This is a genomic window from Nonomuraea harbinensis, from assembly GCF_019396385.1.
In the GTDB taxonomy this organism is placed as follows: Bacteria; Actinomycetota; Actinomycetes; order Streptosporangiales; family Streptosporangiaceae; genus Nonomuraea; species Nonomuraea ferruginea.
On record NZ_JAHKRN010000015.1, the window covers coordinates 66809 to 90687 of the forward strand.

Sequence of the window (23879 nt, forward strand, 5' to 3'; positions counted from 1 at the left end):
GCGGGCGCTAGGCCTTGCCGCAGCCCGCCGAGAGGTCCGTGGCGGAGCTCTCGTCAGGGTCCGCGGTCTTCTTCGGCGTCTTCGAGGGCGACGGCGTGGCGGTGGCCGCGAGGGTGGCCGCAGAGGTGGCCTCGGGGGTGGCGTCCGGGGTGGCCTCGGGGGTGGCGTCCGGGGTGGCCTCGGGGGTGGCCTCGGAACTGGCCTCAGGGGTGGCCGAGGCCGCGACCGGCGCGGCGCCGGTGGACTCGCGGAGCGCCTTGCGGACGAGCTTGCGGATCTCCCGCCAGTCGGGGTCGTACGTCTTGATGAGCGGCGGCACGAACTGGACGCTGGTCGCCTTCGCGTCCTGTGCCTTCAGCGCGAGCGGCACCAGATGGGTCAGCATGTCGCGGGGGATGTCGGTCTCGACCAGATCCTCGGTCGCCCCGGCGATCGCGGTGAACCTGGAGAGCACCGTCGCCGGGTCCGCCTGGTGGAGCAGCGCGCTGATCACGCATCGCTGGCGGCCCATGCGGGTGTAGTCGTCGCTGTTGGTGCGCGAGCGGGCGTACCACATGGCGTCCGCGCCCTTCAGCCTGCGCGTGCCGGCCTTCACCAGGCCCTCGTTGTACTTGCCGAAGACCACGTCCTGCTCGACGGTGATGGTGACGCCGCCGATCGCGTCGATCAGCCGGGCGAACCCCCACATGTTGACCAGCGCGTACCAGTCGACCTCCAGCCCCAGCGTGTGGCCGATGGTCTCCATCAGCACCCCGGGGCCCTGGTCACGCTTGCCGCCGAAGATCTCCGGGTGCGCGTCGGAGTACTCCCAGACGCTGTTGAGCAGGTCGCTGCGGCCGCCGGCGGCGTCGGCCGGCAGGCGGAAGCCGTCGGGGAAGCGCTCGGCCATCGGCGTACCCGGCTTGAACCGCACGTTCTCCAGGTTGCGCGGCAGGCTGAACAGGACCGTGTTGCCCGTCTTCACGTCCACGCTGGCCAGGTGCATGCTGTCGGTGCGCACGCCCGGCCGGTGGTCGTCGGCGTCGCCGCCCAGCAGCAGGATGTTCACCCGCTCCCGGCCGGCCCACGGGTCCTCGGCCGGCACCGGCCGGTCGCCGTCGGCCTGCGGGTCCGTCCCCGGGTTCTTGAAGATGTGGTTGATCGTCTCCCGGCCCGTCCACGCGTACTGCGTGACCAGCGCGAACGGCGTGAGCACCGCGACGGCGAGCAGCCCGGCGAGCGCCCCGGTGACGATCTGCTCGGCCTGGCGCAGCAGGCCGGGCCGCAGCACCGTGAACGAGTGCACGATCAGGGTGAACCACGCGATGCCCAGCAGGCCCGCGGCGAAGGTGCCCAGCACCAGCGAGGTGTCGTCGACGAGCACCCCGGCCAGGGAGCCCAGGTCAGTGGTCAGCCAGAGGGCGAGGATCCCGAGCAGGGCGGCGGCGTACACGCTGAGCAGCGTCAGGCCCGTCCTGCGCCACCCCGCCTTCAGGTGGGCGGCGCCGGGCGCCAGCGCAGCGAGCACCAGCCAGCCGACGAGCCGTAGCGCACCCACCCGAATCCTCCCCTGGAACACCAGATCACCGCTTCCCCGAAGTTCATCACATAGGCCCGAATCGAGGCGGCAGCCTACGGACAAAATACGAAATCTATGTTTATGAATGGATGAACATCTGTCACCGAATAAGATTCGGTCCATGGCGTTCACCGAGATCCAGTACGGCGTGGCCGACCAGGTCGCGACCATCACCCTGTATCGCCCCGACCGGCTCAACGCGTTCACGCTGACCATGCGCGCCGAGCTGATCGAGGCCTTCGACCTGGCCGACGCCGACGACGAAGTGCGCGCGGTGGTCGTCACCGGCGCGGGCCGGGCCTTCTGCGCGGGCGCCGACCTGAGCGGCGGCGGCGGCACGTTCGGCCGGTCCGGACGCGAAGCCGAGCTGGTGAACGGCTATCCGCGTGACGGCGGCGGCACCGTCGCGCTGCGCGTCGCCCGATCGCTCAAGCCCGTCATCGCCGCGATCAACGGCGCCGCCGTCGGCGTCGGCCTCACGATGACGCTGCCGATGGACATCCGGCTGGCCGCCGACACCGCCAAGCTCGGGTTCGTCTTCGCCCGCCGCGGCATCGTGCCCGAGGCCGCGTCCAGCTGGTTCCTGCCCAGGATCGTCGGCATCGCGCAGGCCATGGAGTGGGCCGCCACCGGCAGGGTCTTCGGCGCCGCCGAAGCGCTGGAAGGCCGGCTGGTGTCACGCGTCTACCCGGGAGAGGAACTGCTGCCCGCCGCGTACGCGCTCGCCCGCGAGATCGCCGAGAACACCTCCGCGGTGTCGGTGGCCGCCGTGCGCAGGCTGATGTGGTCGGGGCTGTCGGCGTCCTCGCCGTGGGAGGCGCACGCGGCCGACTCCCGGCTCATGACCGAGCTGGGCCCCGCCGCCGACGCGGCCGAGGGCGTCACCGCGTTCCTGGAGAAGCGGCCGCCCGCCTTCCCGATGTCCGTCGGCGAGGACCTCCCCCCGGGAGTGCCGTCGTGGCCCGATGATCCGTATGGTGGCTGACATGTACGAGACGACCGTGCTCGCCATGCCGCCCGACTACGAGGGCGAGGTCGTGGCGACCCTGATCTCCAAGCGGACCGGATCGCGCCGGGCGGTGCTCTACATCCACGGCTTCACCGACTACTTCTTCCAGGACCACCTGGCCGACCACTACGTCGGGCACGGCATCGACTTCTACGCGCTCGACCTGCGCAAGTACGGCCGCTCGCTGCTGCCGCACCAGACCCGCGGCCTGGTGCGCAGCGTCACCGAGTACTTCCCGGAGATCGACGAGGCCGTCCGCCTGATCCGGCGCGACCACGACGAGCTGACCATCAACGCCCACTCCACCGGCGGGCTCATCGCCCCGCTCTGGGCCGACCGGGTCCGCGGCCGCGGCCTGGTGCAGGGGCTCGTGCTCAACAGCCCCTTCTTCGACCTCAACGTCTCCCGCCCGCTCCGCCTGGCCGCCGACCTGCTCAAGACCCCGCTCTCGTACGTGCTCAGGCCGCTCCCGCTCGGCTCCAGCCACGCCTACGGCCACAGCCTCCACCGCGACCACGGCGGCGAGTGGCACTACGACCTGGAGCTGAAGCCGCTCGGCGGGTTCCCGGTGCACGCCACCTGGCTGGCCGCCATCCGGCGCGCCCAGCGCCGCCTGCAGTGCGGGCTGAAGGTGGACGTGCCCGTGCTCGTCCTCGCCGCCGGCAAGGGCCTCCGGGTACGGGACTTCGTACCGGAAGCACGCTCGGCCGACATCGTGCTCGACCCCGAACACATGGCCCGCTGGGCGACCTCGCTCGGCCCGCACGTCACGTGCGTGCGCGTCGACGGCGGCGTGCACGACCTGGTGCTGTCGGCCGAGCCGGTGCGCAAGCAGGTGTTCGCCGAGCTCGACCGCTGGATGGCCACCTATGTCGGGTCGCGTCCAGCGGCCGGGCTGACGTAGTCCGCGCCGATGCGGGCCCCTACCAGGGGAACGAGAACAGTCCGTAGTAGGCCGCCGCGACCAGCAGCAGGCCGGTGCCGCCCAGCACGCCCGCGATCGCCACGTGCTGCCAGCGGCTCGGCCGCATGCCCTCGCGCAGGCCCGACACCACCGCGGCCACCGCGGTGACCTCCTGGATGAGCATCAGCACCGCGAGCACCCGCACCACGAGCCAGCCCGCCAGCACCGCCGGCCAGGCCCCCGCCTGGTTGATGCTGAACAGCACCAGCAGCATGATGAACGCCACCACCGACAGCAGCAGGCCGAGACCGGTCCACACCATCTTGGCCAGCCTGCGCCTGATCGGCGGCCACAGCCTGGCGTTCAGCTCCGGGATGTGATGCCGGCCGCGCAGCCGCACCACCATCGCCGCGACCGGGCCCGCCACGTAGCCGACGGCGGCCAGGCAGATCGTCAGGCCCAGCATCGTGCCGCCCGCGTACCACGGCGCGGCCGGCACGTCGGCCGCCTGGAACCGCTGCACCGGCGTCGCCCCCGCGACGTGCGCCGTGGGCCGGGCGGTGGCCGGCAGGCCGAGGATCCAGTTGGCGAGCGTGTCGAGGTAACCGGCGGTGAAGTCGCCGCCGCGCACCCGCATCGCGTGGTCGCCCTCGGCCATGAAGCGGATCGTGTAGCGGTCGTTCCCGGCCGCCTTCATGCCGCGCAGCAGGGCGTCCGTCGACTCCACGAACGGGATCGACGGGTCGGTGGTGCCGTAGAAGGCCAGCACCGGCTGCTCGATCCGGTCCAGCGCGGGCTGCGCGTCATAGCGCAGGAAGTCGAAGCCGACCGCGCCCATCGCCCTGGTCAGCAGGTCGCGCACGCCCACGGGGGCGCGCAGCCGCAGCAGCTGCTCGTTCAGCGCCCAGGCGACCTGCCGCAGCGGCGAGACGTTCGGCGACGAGACCAGCACCACGAACCCGACGCTCGCGCTCTTGGCCGCGGCGATCGGCACCACCCAGCCGCCCTCGCTCACGCCCCAGACGCCGACGCGGACCGGGTCGACGTCGGAGCGGGTGCGCAGATACTCGACCATGCGCAGCGCGTCGTCCGCGAGCAGCGAGAAGTCGCGGTCGCGGAAGTTGTAGCCGACCGTCCGCTTGTCGAACGCCAGCGTCACCACGCCCGACCGGGACAGGAACTCCGCCTGCGGCGTGAACTCCGTCCGCGACCCGTTGCCGGAGCCCGACACGAACACCATCGCCGGGTAGCGGCCCGGCTTCACCGGAAATCGGACCGTTCCGTGGAGCGTCTGCCCTTCGGCCCGGACCGAGATCTCTTCCTGCCGGAAGTCGGAGACCTTCGCCACCGGGCGCAGCTCCGCGGGGGGCTGGGGAGGCAGCGATTGTAATGCGACATCGGCCTTGAGCGGCGGCGGGTCGAACGCGGGCGGCAGGATGTACCCGACGGACGCCAGAGCCACCAGCAACAGACCGGCGGCAACGCTCAGAATGCCACGGCCAGTCCGCATCGGCCTCCCCATGTGCGTTGGTTTGCCCGTCGATCTTTCAGCTTACTCCCAGCTCATGTGGCGCAGGGGGCCGCATTTGTCAGCGGGACCTGTTAGCTTCCTGCGAATGCGGATCCTGCACACCTCCGACTGGCACCTGGGCCGCTCGTTCCACCGCGAGAGCCTGCTCGACGGGCAGGCGGCGTTCGTCGACCACCTGGTGGAGACCGTGCGGGCCGAGCGGGTCGACGTCGTGCTCGTCGCCGGCGACGTCTACGACCGGGCGCTGCCGCCGGTCGACGCCGTCGCGCTGTGCAACGAGGCGCTGCGCCGCCTGCGGGAGGCGGGCGCGCGCACGATCCTGATCAGTGGCAACCACGACTCGGCGCGCCGGCTCGGCTTCGGCGCCGCCCTGATCGAGGCGTCGGGCGTCCACCTCCGCACCGACCCCGCCCAGGCGTGGGAGCCCGTGGTGATCGACGACGTCGCCTTCTACGGCATCCCCTACCTGGAGCCCGAGCTGGTCCGCCGCCCCTGGGAGCTGACCGAGCGCAGCCACACCGCCGCGCTCACCCACGCCATGGACCGCGTCCGCGCCGACGCCGCCCGCCACCCCCGCTCGGTGGTGCTCGCGCACGCGTTCGTGACCGGGGGAGCGGCCAGCGACAGCGAGCGCGACATCAGCGTCGGCGGGGTCGCCCACGTCCCGCTGGCGGCCTTCGCCGGGGTCGACTACGTCGCGCTCGGCCACCTCCACGGCCGCCAGCGCATGTCCGAGACGGTCCGCTACTCCGGCTCCCCACTGGCCTACTCGTTCTCCGAGGCGGGGCAGCTCAAGGGGTCCTGGCTGGTGACGCTCGGCCCGGGGAAGGAGGCCGCGGCGGAGTTCGTGCCCGCGCCGGTGCCGCGCCCGGTCGGCCGCCTCTCGGGCCGGCTCGACGACCTGCTCACCTCGCCCCGGTACGAGAGCGTCGAGGACCACTGGCTGCAGGTCGTCCTCACCGACCCCGTACGCCCGCGCGCCGCCATGGATCGGTTACGCGCCCGCTTCCCCCACACGCTGGCCCTGTCCTTCGAGCCGGAAGGCGAGCGGGCCGCGCCCGCGCCGGCCAGGCTGCACGGGCGGCCGGAGGCGGAGGTCGCGCTCGACTTCGTCCGCGAGGTGCGCGGCGAGCCTGCCACACGCGAAGAGCAAGAGCTGCTAAGACGGGCCATCGAGGAGTCGAGGGTGAAGGAGACGATGGCGTAGATGCGGCCGCACCGGCTCTCGCTGACGGCGTTCGGGTCCTTCCCCCGGCCCGAGACAGTCGACTTCGACGCCTTGACCGAATCGGGTCTGTTCCTCGTGCACGGGCCGACGGGGGCGGGCAAGACCACCGTCCTCGACGCCCTCTGCTTCGCCCTCTACGGGCAGGTGCCCGGCCAGCGCAACAGCGCCCGCAGCCTGCGCTGCGACCACGCCCCGCCCGGGGCGGGGCCGTCCGTGACGCTCGAAGTGAGCATCCGCGGCCGCTTACTCCGCGTCCACCGCTCCCCGGCCTGGCAGCGGCCCAAGCTCCGCGGCACCGGCTACACCGAGGAGAAGGCCAAGGTCATCGTCGAGGAGCGGCGCGGCTCCGGCTGGGTCGGGCTGACCACCCGCGCCGACGAGGCGGGCGACCTGGTGGGCGGGCTGCTGGGGATGAACGCCGACCAGTTCTGCCAGGTGGCGATGCTGCCGCAGGGCGACTTCGCGCGCTTCCTGCGCGCCGACGGGCTGGAGCGCCGCAAGCTGCTGGAACGGCTGTTCACCGTCAAGATCTTCACCCAGGCCGAGGCGTGGCTGGCCGAGCACCGCAAGCAGGCGTTCCGGTCGCAGCAGGAGCTGCGCCAGCAGGTGGAGTACGCCGTCCACCGAGTCGCCGAAGCCGCCGGCCCCGCCCTCCTCCACCCCACCCCTCCGGAACCCACCCCCGCCCCTGCCGGTTTCCACCTCACCTCGGCGGAGAACGCGACCGGTTCCACTCCGCCGGGCGTCAGGTCCGTTGCGACGGAGAGGGCCGCTTCGCTGGAGGCCGGTGTCGCTCCTGAGCCGCCTGCTCCGGAGGAGGACCCCGTGTCCTGGGCGGGTCTTCTCCTGAAGGCCGCCGAGGCCGCCGTCTCCCGCGGCGCCGACGACCAGGCCGAGGCCGAGGAGGCGTGGCGGGCCGCGACCGGGCGGTTCGACCGGGCGTCCGCTCTCGCCGAACGGCAGCGCCGCCACGCCGAGGCCCTGACCCTGCGCCGCACCCTCGACGAGCGGGCCGAGGAACGCGCCGAGCTTCAGGCCATCCTCGACGACGCCCATCGCGCAGGCTCCGTCGTCCCGCTCATCGCCGCCGCCCGCCAGCGCACGGAAGCCGCGGCCAAGGCCCGCGCCCTCGCCGCCGACGCCCTGGCCCGCGCGCGGCCGATCCTCCTCCGTACCCCCGGGGGCCTCGCCGAGCCGTCGCAAGGGGACGTCTCCGTGGCCGGGTGGGTGGCTCCCGAGCGGCTCGCCGTCCTCGAAAGGGAACGCCGGAGCGAGATCGCCCGCCTGTCCGAGCTGCTCACCGAGGAAGCACGGCTGCTCGTCGTAAGGCGGGACCTCAGCCGGCTGGAGGAGGAGCTGACCGCTCTCGGACGCGAGGACGAGCAGGTGGGTGAGCGGCTGGCCGCCCTGCCGGCGCTCATCGAGGAGGGCGAGCGGAGGCTGGCCGGGGCGCGCGCCGCCGCCGCCCGGATCCCGGCGGTCGAGGCCGTACGAGAGGTCGCGGCCCGCCTGATCGAGACCGATCGGGAGCTCGCCCGGCTGGCCACCGAGCTGGAGGCGCTGGGGGAGCAGGAGGCGGAGGTCGCGGCCGCCGAGGCGGAGCTGCCCGAGCGGGTCGCCGAGGCCGCCGCCCGGCTGGCGGAGGTGCGCGCCGAGGCGGCGGGCATCCCGGCGGCGGCCGCCGTCCTGGACTCGGCCCGCACGACGCTCGACCAGGCCCGCCGCCGCGACGCGCTCGCCGCCGAGCTGGAAGACGCCAGGGCCGTGCACCAGGAGGTCGTCGACCGGGCACAGAACCTGCGCGAGCGCTGGCTCGACATCCGCCAGGCCCGCATCGACGGGATGGCCGCCGAGCTGGCCCGCGACCTCGCCGACGGGCGGCCGTGCACGGTCTGCGGCTCCGACCACCACCCGCACCCGGCGTCCCCGGCGCCCAGCGCGCCCTCACCGGACGACGAGCTCGACGCCGAGCGCGAGCACGAGGCGGCGGTCGCCGAGCGCGAGTCCGCCGAGCGGGTGCTCGCCTCCCTGGAATCCCGCCACGCCGACGCGCTGGCCGCCACGGCGGGGCTGGCCGTCGAGGACGCCGAGGCCGGGGTGGAGGAAGCCGAACGGGAGCTGACCCGCCTCCGCGAGGTCGCCGACCGCGAGCCGCGCCTGGCGGCCGAGCTGGAGCGGGCGGAGGCGGAGCGCGAACAGGTCCGCGACCGCGCCCGCGAACTGGGTGAAACCCTCGCCGCCCACCGCACCCACACCGCCCACCTGCGAGCCGAACGCGCCCGCCTCCACACCCGCCTCACCCTGCGCGACGTCATCGAGAACGCCGCCCCACGTCACCTTGAGAACGCCACACAGCACCCGGACACCTCCGACGAGACAAGAGGCCTCGATCAGGAGGACCTGCGTGGGTTGGCGGATGGCGAGGCTGTCCGGAGGGAAGGCGTACGTGAGCCGTCGGTTGTGCTGGACGGTGAGGACGTACGTGGGTTGGCGGATCGCGAGGATGTCCGGCAGGAAGGCGTGCCTGGGTCGTCGCATCTGCTGGACGGTGAGAGCGCTCGGCGGGAGGGCGTGCGCGGGTCGGCGGACGGTGAGGAGGTCCGGCAGGAGGACGTGCGTGAGGTGTGGCGCCTGCTGGATCGGGAGGTCGCCCGGCTGCGGGAGGTCGCAGGGGAGGAGGGCGCGCTGGTCGCGGAGGTGACGCGGCGCGGGCATGAGAGGGAGGCGCTCCAGGAGGAGGCGCGGCGGGTGGCCACGAGGCTGGCCGCCGGCCGGACCCGCCAGGAGGAGCTGAGCGCCGATGCCGCCCGGCTGGGCGCCAGGCTGGACGAGGCGCGCGGCGACGACCCCACGATCACGGCCCGGCTGACCAGGCTCACCGACGAGGCCGAACTCCTGGGGGAGGCGCTGGAGGCGACCAGGGCGGCCGAAGCCGCGGAAGGCGAGCGGGTCACGGCACACGACGCCGCTCAGGAGGCGGCGCGTGAGGCCGGGTTCGCCGACACCGCCGACGCCTCGGCCGCCGCCAGGAGCGCCGCCGAGCTGGAGAGCAAGGCCGAGGCGCTGCGCAGGCTGGACGACCAGCTCGCCGCCGTCACCGCCGTACTCGAGGACCCGGAGCTGATAGCGGCGGCCGCGGAGCCGGCGCCTGACCTGGCGCGGCTCTCCGCCGAGAGGGACGAGGCCGAGCGGGCCCGCACCGCCCTGGCCTCCGCCCGCGACCGGGCCGAAGCCAGGGCCGACCGGCTGGCCGAGCTGCGCGAGGAACTGGCCGGATGCGTGGCCCGGTGGCGCCCCGCCGCCGAGCGCCACAAGCTGGCCGAGCAACTGGCCGCGCTGGCCGCCGGCACGTCCGGCGACAACCAGTGGAGCATGAGCCTGTCCTCCTACGTGCTCGGCGAACGCCTCCGCCAGGTCGTGGACGCCGCCAACGACCGCCTCGACCACATGTCCGGCGGGCGCTACCTGCTCCGCCACGACCTGGCCAAGACCGCCGGGTCCCGGTCGCGCTCCGGCGGCGGCCTGGGTCTCCGGGTGTTCGACGGGTGGACCGGGGTCGAGCGTGATCCGGCCACGCTGTCCGGCGGGGAGAGCTTCATCACTTCTCTGGCGCTGGCTCTCGGCCTGGCCGACGTGGTGACGGCCGAGGCGGGCGGCGCCGAGATCGGCACGCTCTTCGTCGACGAGGGGTTCGGCACCTTGGACGAGGACACCCTCGACGGCGTGCTCGACATCCTCGACGGCCTGCGTGACGGCGGCCGCGCGGTGGGCATCGTCAGCCACGTGGCCGAGCTGCGCTCGCGCATCCCCGCCCAGCTCAAGGTGACCAAGACCCGCACCGGTTCCACCTTGGCGGCGACCACCGGTTAGGCCCCGTTCCCGCGGATCACCGTAATCGCTGATCTGCGACGATGTGGCACGTGCGGAAACACGGCAGGCCAGGTGAGGCGGCCTGGACCCCGCGAATACCGCCGAATGCGACGTAACGGCCCAGGCGGCTCCGTATACTCCCGCACGTCGTCGATCGGGAGGTCTGATCGTATGCGTGGCGCCGGGTTGACAGCCGTGCTCCTGGTCACCGCGGTCGCGGGATGCGGCGGTGCCCCCGAGCGGGCCGGCCCGCCGTCGCCCTCTCCCGCCGCGGCGTCGCCCACTGCGGTGTCGCCCTCCGCCGCGCCTTCGGCCTCCGTTTCCGGAGCCGGTTACGTGCGCGAGGGCCTGGTCGGGTTCCACGCGTCCAACCCGTTCCGGGTCGAGGTCCGTGCGGTCGAACGGCACGAGGAGCTGACCGTGCTGAGGATGGAGATCTCGACCACGGAGGACACCAAGACGCCAGGCGGGTTCGGGTACGACGGGCTCCCCGGACAGAGCGTCACCTTCGGCAGGTTCCGGCTGCTCGACCCCATGGGCGGGAAGATGTACCTCACGTTGCGGGAGAAGTCCGGGGAGCGGGCGTTCGGCACCCGTCACGGCGACGGGTATCCCGAGGATTTCCAGCCGGGCGTGCGCTATCCGGTCGAGGTGTACTTCCCGCCGCTGCCCGGCGGTGTGAAGAGCGTCTCGCTCGTACCCGATCTGGCGATGGCCCCAACCACCGGCATCCCCGTCACCGACGGAGCCCCGCCGCCCGCCGCCAGGAAGCGCGGCGAGGGCGGGGAACACCAGTGGCCGGTGGTGCTCCCCGAGGGCGACCACTGGTCCGGGGTGTCCGGGCTGAACGAGCTGGTCGAGACCCCGGAGAAGACCACGTTCCAGGAAGGCGGCCAGGAGACCGTGGCGCTCCGCACCGACGTGCTCTTCGCCTTCGACGAGGCGACGCTGTCGGACAAGGCCGCGGCCATCCTGGACGAGGCCGTCGCGGAGACCCGCGAGCGCGCCGACCCGGACAAGCCGCCCATCCTCATCGAAGGGCACACCGACAGCAAGGGCGGCGGCACCTACAACCAGCGGCTGTCGGTCGAGCGTGCCGAGGCCGTCCGCGACTACCTGGTGGCCGAGCTCGGCGGTGACTACACGTACAAGGCCGAAGGCAAGGGTGAGAACGAGCCGATCGCCAGGAACGAGAAGCGGGACGGCGGCGACGACCCCGAGGGCCGGGCCCGCAACCGGCGGGTCGAGATCTCGTACACGATCAAGCGGGATCGGCCGGACGTCACGGTCACCACGGGGACGGCGACGGACGTCAGGGGCTCCACCCGCGAGCCCGCCCCTTACCGGGCCGAGGCGGGGCCGGTCGTCGGTTCGCTGGAGTGGCCGCACTCCGGGGGCCGGCTGCGGGTGGACTTCCACCCCTTCTACCGTGACGGGGCTTATCTGGTGGCGGTGTTCGACGTGGTGTCGGTGAAGGACCACTACATCCCGATACCCGACCCGTTCAAGGGGTTCGCCCACAACTTCTCGGCCGCGTCCGACTACGGGGCGTTCATCCTGGTGGATCCGGAGACCCAGGCGCGCTACCACCCGCTCAAGATGCACACCGAGTTCGTCGAGAACTCCGTGCTCGCCCTGGAGAAGGGTGAGGTCAACCGCTCGTACGTGTACTATCCGGCGCCCGCCGACGACGTCACGTCCATCACCCTGGAGGCGGCCGACCTGGGCGAGGTGAAGGACATCCCCGTGTCGTGACCGTCACAACTGGCCGGGGAAGAGCAGGGACAGCTCGCGCGGGTAGGCCGCGATCAGGCGCAGCTCGTCGTCCGTGAGCGGCCTGCCCGTCATCGCGTTGCAGAGCTGCACCAGCTTGAAGCTCAGGTCCTCGTCCGCCACCTCCGCCCCGAGCCCGTCCATCACGTGCCGGAACCCGGCCTTCCCGCCGTACTCGCCCGTCAGCACCACCCGGCCCTCGCGCGCGTGCCAGTCCTCCGGGAACGGGCCCAGCGTCGCCTCGTCGTACAGCTCGTAGTTGCCGTGGTCCTTCAGCGCCCCGTCGGCGTGGATGCCGCTCTCGTGCGCGAACGCGTTCCGCCCCACCCCGACCTGGTGGTACGGGAGAGGCTGGCCGAAGGCGTGGGCCGCCCACAGCCCGAACCTCCTGGCCCACGTCAGGTCCAGCGCGTCGCCGATCTCGGCGGCCAGCCCGAAGCCGTGCCGGAACGCCAGGATCGTCGACAGCAGGTCGGCGTTGCCGGAGCGCTCGCCGATGCCGTTGACGCAGGTGTTGATCCACGCGTCCTGGCCCGCGTCGAGGTCGCCGAGCGCGCCCGACACCGAGTTGGCCACCGCCATGCCGAGGTCGTTGTGGCAGTGCGTCTCCACCGGCAGCGCCACCGCCGAGGCCAGCTTGGCGAACCGCTCCCTGATCCGGTCAGGCGTGTCGCCGCCGATCGTGTCGCAGTAGCGGATCCGGTCAGCGCCCGCCTCCTTCGCCGCCAGCGCGAACTCCACCAGGAACCCGTCGTCGGTCCGCGACCCGTCCTCGGCGTTCACCCCCACGGTCCGCGCGCCCGCCGCCTTTGCGGTGCGCACCGCCGCGGTCATCTCCCGGATGATCGCGCCCCGGTCGAGCCGGCCGCGGAACTTGTTCTGGATCATGTAGTCGCTGGTGGAGATCGACAGGTTGTAGTGCCTGAGACCGAGCGGCGCCGCCTTCTCCACGTCCGCCGCCACGCCCCGGCACCACCCGGACAGCCGCAGCTCGCCGAACGCCCCCGCCTCGGCCAGCGCCACCTGCGCCCGCACGTACGGGACCTCGTGGAACAGGAAGGGGAACCCGATCTCGGACTGCGCCACGCCGAGCTTGGCCAGATAGAAGTTGACCATGGTCTTGCCGAACTTCGACAGGCCGGTGCGCGCGGTCTGCACGCCGTCCCGGTTCGTCACGTCAAGGAAGTGAACTTTGGGCATGCAGCAACGTTGACATGTTCCTTCAATGTGTATCAATATTGATTTTCATCAACACGTGGAGTTGGGTGTGGAGTGGATCGACGCGGCCACGGCCGCCGACCGGCTGGGCGTCAAACCGGCCACCCTGTACGCGTACGTGAGCCGCGGGGTGCTCAAGCGGCGCCACGAGGGCCGCCGCAGCCTCTTCGACGCCGCCGAGATCGAGACCCTGGCCCGGCGGGGCAGGCCCCGCGGCCAGCCGCCCGAGCTGGTCATCGAGTCCGCCGTCACCGCGCTGGGGGCCGACCGGCCCTACTACCGTGGCCACGACGCCCTCACCCTCGCCCGCACCGCCGGCTTCGAGGCGACGGCCGAATGGCTCTGGACCGAGCACGCCTCCCCGGCCGGCCCAGAAAGCCCCCCCGGCCCCTCGGCCGACAGCCCCGGCACGGTCACGAAGGATCGTTCCGGGGTCGGAAAGGACGATCCCCCCGACCGGGAGCCCGGGACGGCGCCCACCTGGCAGGCCGACGCGGATGCCGTCCAGGCCGCCGTCGCCGCGCAACGCGACCTCCCCGAGTCACTCCTCCCGCTCGACCGCCTCCAGGTCATCACCACCGTCCTCGGCGCCACCGACTTGCTCCGCTTCCAGCTAGACCCGCCCTCGATCACCGCCACCGCCCGCCGCCTCATCACCGGCCTCGTCGACGCCCTCCCGGTACTGGGCCCACCAGACGTCCATGACCCATCCAGGCCAGAGCCCGACGATGAGTTCAGCCGGCCCGCACCGGGATGGGCAGATGAGCCGGGACGGCCCGCACCGAGGTCGGGAGACGCGCCGGGACGGCTCAGACCCGGGTCGGGCGATGAGTCCGGCGGGTTCGGACCGGGACGCCGTGACGAGGGCGGGCGGCTCAGACCCGAGGTCGAGTGGTTCGGTGACGACGCTGGGCAGGCCGTGCCGGAACGCGGGCGGGGGGCCGGGCAGCGAGAGCCGGAAGCAGGCACTGCCGCGGAGAGCAGCGGTCCCGTGCCTCGCTCGATCGCCGAGCGGTTGTGGCCCCGCCTGACGCCGCACCCCCCGAGCCCGTCCCTGCTCCGGGCACTGGAAGCCGCGCTCGTGCTGCTCGCCGACCATGAGCTGGCCGCCTCCACGCTGGCCGCGCGGGTCGCCGCCTCCGCCAAGGCCGACCCGTACGCCGTCGTCATCACCGGTCTGGGCGTGCTGGGCGGCCCCCTGCACGGTGGCGCCTCCTATGCCGCAGAACGCCTCCTCGCCGAGGTCGCCCGCCCCTCCGACGCCCCCCGCGTGATCGCCGACCGGATCCGCCGCGGCGAGCGCATCCCCGGCTTCGGCCACACCGTCTACAAGAACGGCGACGCCCGCGCCACCACGCTCCTCGACCTGGTGACGGAGGCCGCCCCCGGCCATGACCGGCTCGCCGCCGCCCGAGCCGTCCTGGCCGAGGCGCGCCGGCGACGGCTCCCCGAGCCCAACGTCGACTTCGGCCTCGCCACCCTCGCCGCCGTCGCCGGCATGACCCCCGGCGCGGGCGAGGCGATCTTCGCCGTCGCCAGGACCGCCGGCTGGCTCGCCCACGCCATGGAGGAGTACGCCCGAGGTTCCCTCCTGCGGCTGCGCGCCTCCTACACCGGCCCGCCGATCCCCAGACCCTGAACCCGGCGCTCAGCCGGGCTGTTCGCCGGACCTGTCGACGTAGGCCGCCAGGGCCTTGACCCGGTCAGCGTGCTGGTCGTGGCCGACGATCACCGGGGGCTCGTTGTAGGGCATCGCGTCGGAGGAACGGCGCAGCTTGACGTACTGGCCGCAGGCGTCGATGGCGTACGGCTCCATGTCGTCCTGCAGCGCCCCGATCACCGTGATGCCGTAGGTCTCGCCGATCCGCCGGAACAGCGCCACCGCCTCCCGCCGGTGCTCCTTGCCCAGGTTGCGGCCCAGCTCGTCGAGCACCAGGCACAGGTGGCCGCCCCCGGACGAGGCGATGGCCGCCGCGCACACCAGCTTGACCGCCTTCTCGTCCATCAGGGCGGTGTTGGCCCGCCGGTTGTAGGGCACGAAGCCCTGGCCCTCGCCGCGCCGCCACTTCGGCGTCACCCGCCACTGCCAGCGCTGCTCCGGGTCCGCGGGCGCGGGCGGCACCGGGAACTCCAGCGTCGCCCCGTAGCCGCCGTACGAGACGTCGAGCTTCTCGAACTCCTCGGCCACCCGCTCCAGCCTGGCCTTGATCGCGGCCGAGAGCGCCGCCCGGTGCACGGCCGTTGACTGCGCCGCCTCCTCCGCGCCCTTGTCGGCCGCCGCGAGGTCACGTTGCCGCGACACCAGCTGCGCCTCGATCTGCCTGCGCTGGTGCTTCTCGTACTCCTCCTGGCCGCGCAGGTAGGAGGCGAGCGCGCCGCACACGCCCGCGAACGTCGCCTGCTCCCGCGCCGCGCTGCCGCCCCGCTCGGCCAGCAGGAACCGCAGCTCCTCCGGCACCTCCGCGTCCTCCTCGGGGAACGTGTCGCGCAGCGCCTGGTCGAGCCGGCGCTCGGCGACCCGCCACCACTCGTCGGCGGTGCGCGGGCGCTCCTCCTCGGGCAGCTCGCCCAGCCACTCGGCGGCCGACTCGGCGGTGCCGCCCCATTCGGCGGTCAGCGCGCCGAGCTTCAGCGCCTCCCGCTCGGCCGTGACCCGCGTCTCCTGCTCGCGGGCGCGCGCCCGCTCGCCGTCGAGCTGCCGGCGGCGGCTCTCCAGCCGCTCGATCTCCAGGTCTCTGGTGCGGGCGCGGAAGTCGAGCGCGGCGGTCTCCCGCTCGGCCTCCGCGACCCTCGGGGCCAGCTCCTCCAGCGCGGCGGCCAGCTCGCCGAGCCTGGCCCGCTGCCCGGTCAGCCGCCGCTCCAGCTCCTCCAGCCGCACGCCCGCCTTGGCCCCGTCGAGCCTGCGCTGGGCCAGCGTCACCGTCTCCTCGGCGTCGCGCACGGCCTCGGCAGCGGTGTCCTGCAAGTCGACGGCGCGGTTGAGGCGCTGCTCGGCGGCCTTGATGCGGGCCTCCCTGCCGGTCGCCACCCCGTCGAACGCCCCCACCACGCTCACCCCGGCCGCGCTGACCAGCACGGACCCGGGCAGCTCACGCAGCGCCTCGGCCGCCTCCGCCAGCCGGCCGGCGTCGACGATCACGGCGTGCTCACCGGGCCAGTTGCGCAGCTCGTCCAGCGCCAGCCCGCCTCCCGCCGCGCCGCCGGTGACGCCGGCGGCATCCGCCAGGCTGCCGGTCCTGCCGCCGGCGCACGCACGGCCGGAGGTCGAAGGCGGGGCGCTCGTGGCGTGGTCGCGCGCCTGTTCGGCGACGTCGAGGGCGTCCAGCAGGCCGGACGCCGGGACACCCGCCCCGGCGAGTGCGTCGAGCTGGGCGGCGGCAGGGCCGCCCTCGGCGTCGTCCAGCGCCGCGCGGGCCGAGGCCACCTCCTGGTCGGCCACGCCCAGCGCCTTGAGCGCCTCGTTGAGCCGCAGCCGGGACTCGCGCAGCTCGCCCTCCGCCGCGGGCACGTCGCGCCCGTCGGCGAACCTGCGTGTCTCCTCCAGCGCCGGGATCCGGCCGCGCAGCTCGTCGGCGGAGTTCTCCGCGACCGCACGGTCGGCGTCGAGCTTGGCCGCCCGCGCCTGGAGGGCGGCCAGCTCCTTGCGCGCCTCGGTGACGCGCCGGTCGAGCGTGTCGTCCTTGAGCGTGGCGATCTCCGCCTTGACCTCGGCGATCGCCTCGGCCGCCGTCTCTCCCGCCGCTTGGTGCCCGGCCAGCTCGGCGGCCAGCGCGGAGTCCTTGGCCGCCGCGTCGGCCAGCTTGCGCGCCTGGCGCCCCTGCCAGCACCGCAACGCCCCGGCCAGCCCCACCCTCGCCTGGTCGCGCCGGTCGAACGTGGACAGCAGCGCCCGCGACTCGGTCTCGAACTCGGCCAGCCGCTCCGCCGCCTGCGCGGCCCGCACCCGCTTGGCGTGCTCGTCGCGCCGCGCCTCCCGCTCCTGCTCCAGCTCCGCGTCGAGCCCGGTCAGCGCCGCGATCGCCTCGAACACCCGCTCCGGCGAGATCTCGTTGAGCGGCTGGGACAGGAGGTTGGTGGCCACCTTGCTGCGCACGCTCGTCGACAGGAACGAGACGCACCGCACCCGGTCGCCGTAGAGGACCTTGGTGAGGTCGCGGGCCACGACGTCGCGCCGGCCCGCCGATCGGGGCAGCGACGCCCAGATCTCGTCGGCCCGCGCCACGCGTTCGGCCTCCGACGGCGCCGCCGCCAGCCGGACCCCCTCCCGCCAGCGGATCTCCAGATGCGGAGCCTCCTGGTTGACCCGTAGCCAGACGGTCAGCGGCGCGTCGGGCCGCCCGGCCACCCCGAACAGCTCGCCGTCGTCGTCGCCCGGATCGACCGTGTAGGCGTCGAGGCTCTCGCTGCCGGCGGCGGGCGCGAACACGCCCACGATGTAGCCGTGACCGGCGCTCGCCCACTGGCGCGCGCCCGCCCCGCTGGCCAGCTCCGCGTTGAACAGCAGCTCCGACACCGTCTTGGCGCCCGAGGCGAACCGCCACTGCTCGTCGCCGAGCAGCGCGGTGATCGACGCGATGAACGACGACTTGCCGGCGCCGTTGGAGTCCTTGGGGCCCGCCCCCGCCACGACGATCAGCGTGCCGGGCACGACGGGCACCGGATGGGTGGACAGCCGGGAGATGTTGACCGCCTGCACGGCGACCAGCACCCGATCTCCCACGACGTTCTCCACCTGCGCCACCACTACCCCCGTTTCCTTCGGTCGGCCGCCCCGGTCATCGGGCTGCCCTGCGTGCTCGTACGGCCACCGCCAGCGGCGTGTCGGGACCCGCCGCGAGGATCAGCTCCTCCTGCAGCCGCCTGCGCGCCTCCGGCGTGAGGCGGTGGAACTGCGGGCCGGGGACGTAACCCCCGGCCTCCTCGCCCGCCTTGACCTGGGTCACCAGCCCCGCGTGGCGCAGCGCGCGCAGCGCCGACTCCAGCTCGCCGATCGGGAGCTGGGTGTGGCGGCGCAACTCGTCGACCGGTGCCGGGTGCGGCGACAGCCACGAGTCTTCGGGCAGCAGGCCCTCGGCGCGGGGGATGGCCACCGAGTGGACCAGCACCAGGGTCAGCACCGCCCGCTCGCTCTCGCCCGGCCCTCCTCCCGGCGGCTCGTCGCGTACGAGATCGTCGGCGTAACCCGAGATCCAGCGCTCGCGCTGCTGGACGAGCGTGCGCCCGCGGCGGGCGAGCATCTCGGCGAGGGTGCGCCGCAGCGCCGGGTCGCGCAACGCGGCGAACCTCGCCTCCTGCACGGGCTCGGCGGCGTGCTCCACCACCATGAAGGCGGACACCAGCTCGGCCCTGCGGCGCTCGTCGTAGCCGCTCAGCAGGTCGTCGAACTCGGCCACGCCCGGCTCCGCCCGGCTCCCCGCGCCCTGGTCGGGAGCGGCGGGCTCCGGAAGGGCGGCGGCGACCAGGCCCGCGTCGGGGACCACCGGCACGGCGCGGCGCTCCGGCTCGGGGATGCGGCGCACCAGGTCCTTCAGCACCGCGTGGGACTCCACGGGCCACAGCGCGCACCGCGGGCCGAGCGAGACGATGCCGCCGGCCACCACCACCCACGCCGAGTCGTGCAGCCGGCGCAGCGCCCCGATGGCCCAGTTGCGCATGAGGTCGTCGGTGCGGCCGATCAGCGCGCGGTAGGTGTCGAGCACCCGCTCCAGCGGCGCCGGCTCGCCCGGCCACGGGTCGGCCGAATGGTCGGCCCAGCAGCACTTGAGCACCGCCGCCAGCACCCGCCGGGTCTCGCCGGCCCGCTCCACCGGCATGGGCGGCACCTGGTGCTCCTCCAGCAGCGACGGCGTCACCCCGTCGGGCCACACGGGCAGCGCCATCCCCGAGGAGTCCGGGCCGCTCAGCCTGGTCATGCCCGCGGGGGCCGGCGCGCCGGGCCCGAGCCGCAGCGGGCCCTGCGCGCGCGCCCGCGCGTGCGCGGCCTGATCGGCGGTCACGGCGTACGCTCCAGGTGGCCGTGGGAGAGCCAGGACGGCTCGCGGGACGGGTCGATCGTCAGCCCGTCCGACCAGGCCAGCCGGTAGGGCAGCTCCGGCCGCAGGTCGACGGTCGTCAGGTCGGCGAGCACCCGGCGGGCCGTGGCCCAGTCGGGGCCGAGCACGTCGGCCAGCGCCACCCGCGACTCCCCGCCCAGCAGGGACTCGGCCAGCTCGCGCAGCCGCTCGACGGCCGCCTCCCGCGCGGCGCCGAGCGAGCCGTCGGGGCCCGGGTCGGGCAGCGTGGAGCGCGGCGGCGTGGGCTGGGCGGGCGCCGGCCGCGGCGCCTCGTCGACGGCGCGGGCGATCGCCGCCGGATCGTGCCACGGCGCCGGGGCGTCGAAGACGAACCCGTCGAGCACCGCGGCCAGCCGCTCCTTGGTCGCCGTCTGGGCGAACGTGCGCCACGTCTCCGTCGGCAGCAGCGTCAGGTTGCGGGTGGTGCCGGCCGAGTCGGCCAGCCGCCCGGCCGCGCGGCGGGAGGCGTCGCTGTAGGCGTAGATCGCCGCCCGCAGGTCGGTGCAGACCCGGTCGAGCTCGGGCCAGCGGGTCAGGATCGTGCCGTGGACGCTCTGCGCGCGGCGGGCGATCTCCTCGGTGCCCCACAGCTTGGGCGCCTGCTCGCGCAGCTCCTCGATGGTGCCGGTGGTGAGCGTGATCAGCTCCAGCGCCCACAGCCGGAACGCCCTCGCCAGACCGGCCGCGCTCTGCCGGGCCTCCTCCATCGTGGTGCGCGGGTCGGCGACGTTGAGATCTTCGAGGGCGAGCAGCCGGTGCATCTCCGACTGGCCGCCGTCGTCCATCATCCGCCGGATGAACATCAGGCCGACCACGCTGGTGAACGACGCGCGGTAACGGAGCTGGTTGGGCTTGGGGAACACCTCGCGGATCGCGCCCAGCCCCTTGAGCACCCGCAGCCGGTTGTCGAACTGGTCGGCCGGATAGGCCCCGCAGGCCAGGCGCATCTGCTCGTGCGTCAGCCACTCCTCGCCCGCGTCGGCGAACGCGGCGAACAGCGTCTCGGCGATGTCGACCAGCACGGGGTCGTCGACCACCGCGCCGCTGTCGCGGGCCAGCGCCGCGAACATCCGGCGGTAGGTCGACAGCACCGCCTCATCGCTGAGCGCGGCGTCGAGGGTCAAGGGCTGCTCGGGCACGCGCACTAAGGTACGGCCTCCGGCCGACATTCTCCGCCGCGACCGGTCCGCCGCGCGCCGGGGGAGCGGGATGAGAGGGTGTGAGGTCGTGGGGGAACGGAAGAGCTGGGGCGTCGACCAGGTGCGGGCGCTGCTCGACATCGCCGAGGGCAAGGGATCCGACCGCGAGGAGGCCGAGAGCGCGGCCGCCCTGGCGGCCAAGATCCTCTACCGGATGGGGCTGGACGCGGACACCGTGCGCCGCGACGCCGCGAGCCCCGTCGGCACGTGGCGGCTGCCGATCGACACCAGCGGCGGTCATCACATCGAGCGGGCCGAGGCCGTCTGGCTGGTGATCAGCGCGCTCGGCTGCATGGGCTGCCACGAGGGCGGACGCCGGCGCGACCGGGTCTCACACGTGCGGCTCGTCGGCCCCGTGGAGGTGCTGAAGTCGCTGAAGATCCTGCTGCCCTCGGTGCTGATCCAGATGGAGCTGCGGTTCGGTCTCGCCTGGCGGGCCGAGCGGGCCAGGCACCCCGGCCTGCCCGCGCAGCTGCTGCGCCGCAAGCGGACGCTGTACCAGCGGGGCTTCTACCGCGGCTTCGGCAAGGGCTTGGCCGACAAGATGCGGGCCCGGGTGCGGGAGGTCGCCGACGAGGTCTCCGGCGGTGCGGGGGAGCTGGTGCTGGCCGGGCGCGAGGCGGCGGTGCGCGCGGAGTTCGAGCGCTGGGACACCAAGCCAGGCGCGTCCTCCTTCTACGACGAGACCGGGTTCGAGCGCGGCCGGGAGGCGGCCATGACAGCCGACCTCGATGACAGGTCGATCAGCTGAGCAGGATGGGCGGGTGCGCGGCGTTGAGGGTCAGCTCCCCCCGGGCTGAGCGCCGGCGACGTCGTGCGGCGTCTCCTGAACCGGTGGTACGGCTCGCGCCCGCGTTCGACGAGCACGCCGGCGCCGTCCTGCTTCATGACCTGAGGGACACGAGGGTGGCCCTGACAGGGCCAGTCCTGACGTGGTCTCCCTCCCCGTGAGCGCAGGGCCGAGACTCGGGGCATGAGCATGACGACCAACGAGATCGCCTACCTGAACGGCCAGCTGCTGGGCCGCCTCGCCACCGTGGGCCCCGGCGGGCGGCCGCACCTGGTCACCGTGGGCGTCTTCTACGACCCGGAGTCCGGCTGCGTCGTGATCGGGGGGCACGCCGGCACCGGCATGTCCGAGAGCAAGAAGTTCCGCGACGCGCGGCGGCATCCTGACGTGGCGTTCATCGTGGACGACCTGGCCTCCGTCGACCCGTGGACGCCGCGCGGCATCGAGATCCGGGGGCGGGCGGAGACGCACACCACCGGCGGCGCCGAGCTGGGCGAGCGCATCGGCGCGAACATGCCGTTCGACCCGGCCTGGATCCGTATCCGTGCGCGCCGCGTCCGCAGCTGGGGGATCGACACCGGGCCGTTCGAGCTGTCCACCCGGGACGTGGTCTGACCGGCTTACTTACGCGAGCGGGTTCATCAGGTAGGCGCCCCCGACCACGGACGCCCCCGCCACCAGCAGGAAGAAGAACACGTAGAACCCGCCGGGCAGGAGGGTCAGCCGGGCCAGCTGGTCGGCGTCGGAGTCGCGCGCCTGGCGCCTGCGCCGCTTGCGCTGCAGCTCCAGGATCGGCCGGACGCCGCCGAACAGCAGGAACCACACCACCAGGAAGGCCACGATCTGCTGCACCTCGCCGGGCGCGTACATCGACAGCGCGAACACCGCCCCGCCCGACGCCAGCAGGATGAGCGCGCCGTACAGGTTGCGGATCAGCAGGAGCATGCACACCAGGAAGAGCAGCATCCCCCAGATCAGCAGCGTGATGTGACCCTGGTCGGTCAGCCAGGCGGCGGCCAGCCCGAGCAGCGACGGCGCCAGGTAGCCCGCCAGCGCGGTCAGCACCATGCCGGGCCCGGTGGGCCTGCCCCTGGTCAGCGTCACGCCCGAGGTGTCGGAGTGCAGCCGGATGCCCTCCAGCTTGCGCCGGGTGAGCAGCGCCATGACGGCGTGGCCGCCCTCGTGGGCGATCGTGATCAGCCCTCTGGTGAGCTGCCAGGGCACGGTGAAGGTGACGATCGCCAGCGCGACCAGCGCGGAGACGACCACGACCCAGGGGTCGGGGTCAGGTTGCGCCTCGATCAGCTGAGCCCAGAACTTGTCCATCGATGAGGAACCCTATCCGGGTAAAGTCACGGTCGTGGCCACAGAACTTGATTCTGATGAAGGGGTGCGCGCCTGGTGGGCGGCGCTCGGACTGCCCGGCCTGGTGGACCTGCACGTGCATTTCCTGCCCGAGCGGATGGAACGCCGGGTCTGGCACCATTTCCACCACGGCGGCCCCCTCATGGGCAGCGGCTGGAAGATCGAGTACGAGTGGCCGGTGGCCGAGCGCGTGACCCGGCTGCGGGAGCTGGGGGTGACGGCCTTCCCCGCGCTCGCGTACGCGCACAAGCCCGGCATGGCGGCCGACCTCAACGCCTGGACACTCGGCTTCGCCGGCCGCACACCCGGCTGCCTGCCCTCGGCCACCTTCTATCCCGAGCCCGGCGCCCCCGCCTACGTCCGGCAGGCCCTCGACCAGGGGGCCAAGATCTTCAAGGTGCACCTCCAGGTGGGCGACTTCGACCCGCGCCTGCCCGAGCTGGACGGCATCTGGGGGCTGCTGGCCGAGGCCGGCGTCCCTGTGGTGGTGCACGCCAGCTCGGTGCCCGTGCCCGGCGGGTACGTCGGCGCCGAGCCGATCGGCGAGGTGCTGCGCGCGCATCCCCGGCTGCGCGTGATCATCGCCCATCTCGGCATGCCGGAGTACGATCCGTTCTTCGCGCTGGCCGAGCGCTACGAGCGGGTGGCGCTGGACACCACGATGGCTTTCACCGACTTCGCCGAGCTCGGCATGCCCTTTCCCGCCCGGCTCCGTCCCGCCCTGCGTGAACTCGGGCTGGCGGGGAAGGTGGTCCTCGGCAGTGACTTCCCGACGATCCCCCACCCGTACGCACACCAGCTGCACGCCCTCGACCGGCTCGGCCTCGGCGACGACTGGCTCAGGGCCGTGTGCTGGGACAACGGCCTGACCATGATTCGATAGCAGAGTGAACGATCGGCACGTGGCGCTGATAAGCGCCTTCTACGAGGCACTCGGCCGTGCTGATGCGGCGGCCATGGAGAGCTGTTACCACCCCGAGGTCAGCTTCGGCGATCCCGTCTTCCAGGAGCTGGAGGGCCGCGACAGGGTGATGGCGATGTGGCGGCTCCAGCTCAGCCGGGGCGTCGGCATGAAGGCCGAGTTCCACGGGGCGACGGCCGACGACTTCTCCGGCACCGCCCGCTGGACGGCCCGCTACCGCATGCCCAGTACGGGGCGGCAGGTGGTCAACGAGATAGAGGCGATGTTCCGGTTCGAGGACGACCTGATCATCAGACATCACGAGGAGTTCGACTTCAAACGCTGGTCCAAGATGGCGCTGGGCCGCCCGCACGGGTTGTTGTTCGGGTGGACGCCGAGATGGCGGCAGATGATCCGCGAGCGCGCCATGGCACAGCTCGACGACTTCGCGACCTAGGAGCGACACGGGGGGCGACACGG

17 protein-coding genes are annotated in these 23879 nt (G+C 73.3%); 10 read left to right on the plus strand and 7 right to left on the minus strand.

What is annotated here, in order from left to right; translation table 11 throughout:
- Positions 1-7 precede the first annotated feature (7 nt).
- Positions 8-1537 (minus strand): LCP family protein, encoded by a 1530-nt coding sequence (locus KME79_RS17755; RefSeq protein WP_308248956.1) that lies wholly within the window; start codon positions 1535-1537, stop codon positions 8-10.
- A gap of 142 nt (positions 1538-1679) precedes the next feature.
- Here KME79_RS17755 and KME79_RS17760 point away from each other — a divergent pair, with 142 nt between their 5' ends.
- Both KME79_RS17760 and KME79_RS17765 read left to right on the plus strand, forming a co-directional pair.
- On the plus strand, positions 1680-2543 hold the full coding sequence (locus KME79_RS17760; RefSeq protein ID WP_148030537.1) for an enoyl-CoA hydratase-related protein: 864 nt from the start codon (positions 1680-1682) through the stop codon (positions 2541-2543).
- A gap of 1 nt (position 2544) precedes the next feature.
- Positions 2545-3471, plus strand: coding sequence for an alpha/beta hydrolase (locus KME79_RS17765; RefSeq protein WP_148030538.1), 927 nt, complete (start codon positions 2545-2547; stop codon positions 3469-3471).
- Between the two features lie 19 nt (positions 3472-3490).
- Here KME79_RS17765 and KME79_RS17770 read toward each other — a convergent pair whose 3' ends face one another.
- Positions 3491-4981, minus strand: a complete 1491-nt coding sequence (locus tag KME79_RS17770) for an alpha/beta hydrolase family protein (protein ID WP_219545382.1) — start codon at positions 4979-4981, stop codon at positions 3491-3493.
- 106 nt (positions 4982-5087) lie between these two features.
- Between KME79_RS17770 and KME79_RS17775 the strand changes: the two genes are divergently transcribed.
- The 3 genes from KME79_RS17775 (at position 5088) to KME79_RS17785 (ending at position 11855) form a co-directional block, all read left to right on the plus strand.
- Complete coding sequence (locus tag KME79_RS17775; protein WP_219545383.1) at positions 5088-6209, plus strand: exonuclease SbcCD subunit D; 1122 nt, start codon at positions 5088-5090, stop codon at positions 6207-6209.
- Positions 6210-10100 (plus strand): AAA family ATPase, encoded by a 3891-nt coding sequence (locus KME79_RS17780; protein WP_219545384.1) that lies wholly within the window; start codon positions 6210-6212, stop codon positions 10098-10100.
- Positions 10101-10295: 195 nt separating this feature from the next.
- The gene (locus KME79_RS17785) at positions 10296-11855 is read left to right on the plus strand and encodes an OmpA family protein (protein ID WP_308248964.1); all 1560 of its coding nucleotides are present in this window, start codon (positions 10296-10298) and stop codon (positions 11853-11855) included.
- 3 nt (positions 11856-11858) lie between these two features.
- Here KME79_RS17785 and KME79_RS17790 read toward each other — a convergent pair whose 3' ends face one another.
- Positions 11859-13073 (minus strand): LeuA family protein, encoded by a 1215-nt coding sequence (locus KME79_RS17790; protein WP_219545386.1) that lies wholly within the window; start codon positions 13071-13073, stop codon positions 11859-11861.
- 55 nt (positions 13074-13128) lie between these two features.
- Here KME79_RS17790 and KME79_RS17795 point away from each other — a divergent pair, with 55 nt between their 5' ends.
- The gene (locus tag KME79_RS17795) at positions 13129-14730 is read left to right on the plus strand and encodes a citrate synthase (RefSeq protein ID WP_308248957.1); all 1602 of its coding nucleotides are present in this window, start codon (positions 13129-13131) and stop codon (positions 14728-14730) included.
- A gap of 9 nt (positions 14731-14739) precedes the next feature.
- On the opposite strand, the gene KME79_RS17800 is transcribed toward KME79_RS17795, so the two are convergent.
- Genes KME79_RS17800 through KME79_RS17810 form a run of 3 tightly spaced genes read right to left on the minus strand, consistent with a single transcriptional unit; the run spans position 14740 to position 20283 of the window.
- The gene (locus tag KME79_RS17800; RefSeq protein ID WP_308248958.1) at positions 14740-17823 is read right to left on the minus strand and encodes a chromosome partitioning protein ParA; all 3084 of its coding nucleotides are present in this window, start codon (positions 17821-17823) and stop codon (positions 14740-14742) included.
- Between the two features lie 43 nt (positions 17824-17866).
- Positions 17867-19087: a helix-turn-helix domain-containing protein gene (locus KME79_RS44895; protein ID WP_308248959.1), complete on the minus strand. Its 1221-nt coding sequence runs from the start codon at positions 19085-19087 to the stop codon at positions 17867-17869.
- Positions 19084-20283 (minus strand): hypothetical protein, encoded by a 1200-nt coding sequence (locus KME79_RS17810; protein WP_308248960.1) that lies wholly within the window; start codon positions 20281-20283, stop codon positions 19084-19086. The genes KME79_RS44895 and KME79_RS17810 overlap by 4 nt, the downstream gene beginning before the upstream one ends.
- An 88-nt stretch (positions 20284-20371) precedes the next feature.
- Here KME79_RS17810 and KME79_RS17815 point away from each other — a divergent pair, with 88 nt between their 5' ends.
- The gene (locus KME79_RS17815; RefSeq protein WP_219545388.1) at positions 20372-21094 is read left to right on the plus strand and encodes a hypothetical protein; all 723 of its coding nucleotides are present in this window, start codon (positions 20372-20374) and stop codon (positions 21092-21094) included.
- A 222-nt stretch (positions 21095-21316) separates the two neighbouring features.
- Positions 21317-21748: a PPOX class F420-dependent oxidoreductase gene (locus KME79_RS17820; protein ID WP_219545389.1), complete on the plus strand. Its 432-nt coding sequence runs from the start codon at positions 21317-21319 to the stop codon at positions 21746-21748.
- Positions 21749-21757: 9 nt separating this feature from the next.
- Here KME79_RS17820 and KME79_RS17825 read toward each other — a convergent pair whose 3' ends face one another.
- The gene (locus tag KME79_RS17825; RefSeq protein WP_219545390.1) at positions 21758-22459 is read right to left on the minus strand and encodes a M50 family metallopeptidase; all 702 of its coding nucleotides are present in this window, start codon (positions 22457-22459) and stop codon (positions 21758-21760) included.
- A 34-nt stretch (positions 22460-22493) separates the two neighbouring features.
- On the opposite strand from KME79_RS17825, the gene KME79_RS17830 reads away from it, so the two are divergent.
- Positions 22494-23381 carry an amidohydrolase family protein gene (locus KME79_RS17830; protein WP_261808436.1) on the plus strand — a complete coding sequence of 296 codons (888 nt, stop codon included), beginning with the start codon at positions 22494-22496 and terminating at the stop codon, positions 23379-23381.
- A gap of 4 nt (positions 23382-23385) precedes the next feature.
- Positions 23386-23856, plus strand: coding sequence for a nuclear transport factor 2 family protein (locus KME79_RS17835; protein WP_148030548.1), 471 nt, complete (start codon positions 23386-23388; stop codon positions 23854-23856).
- The last annotated feature ends 23 nt before the right edge of the window (positions 23857-23879 follow it).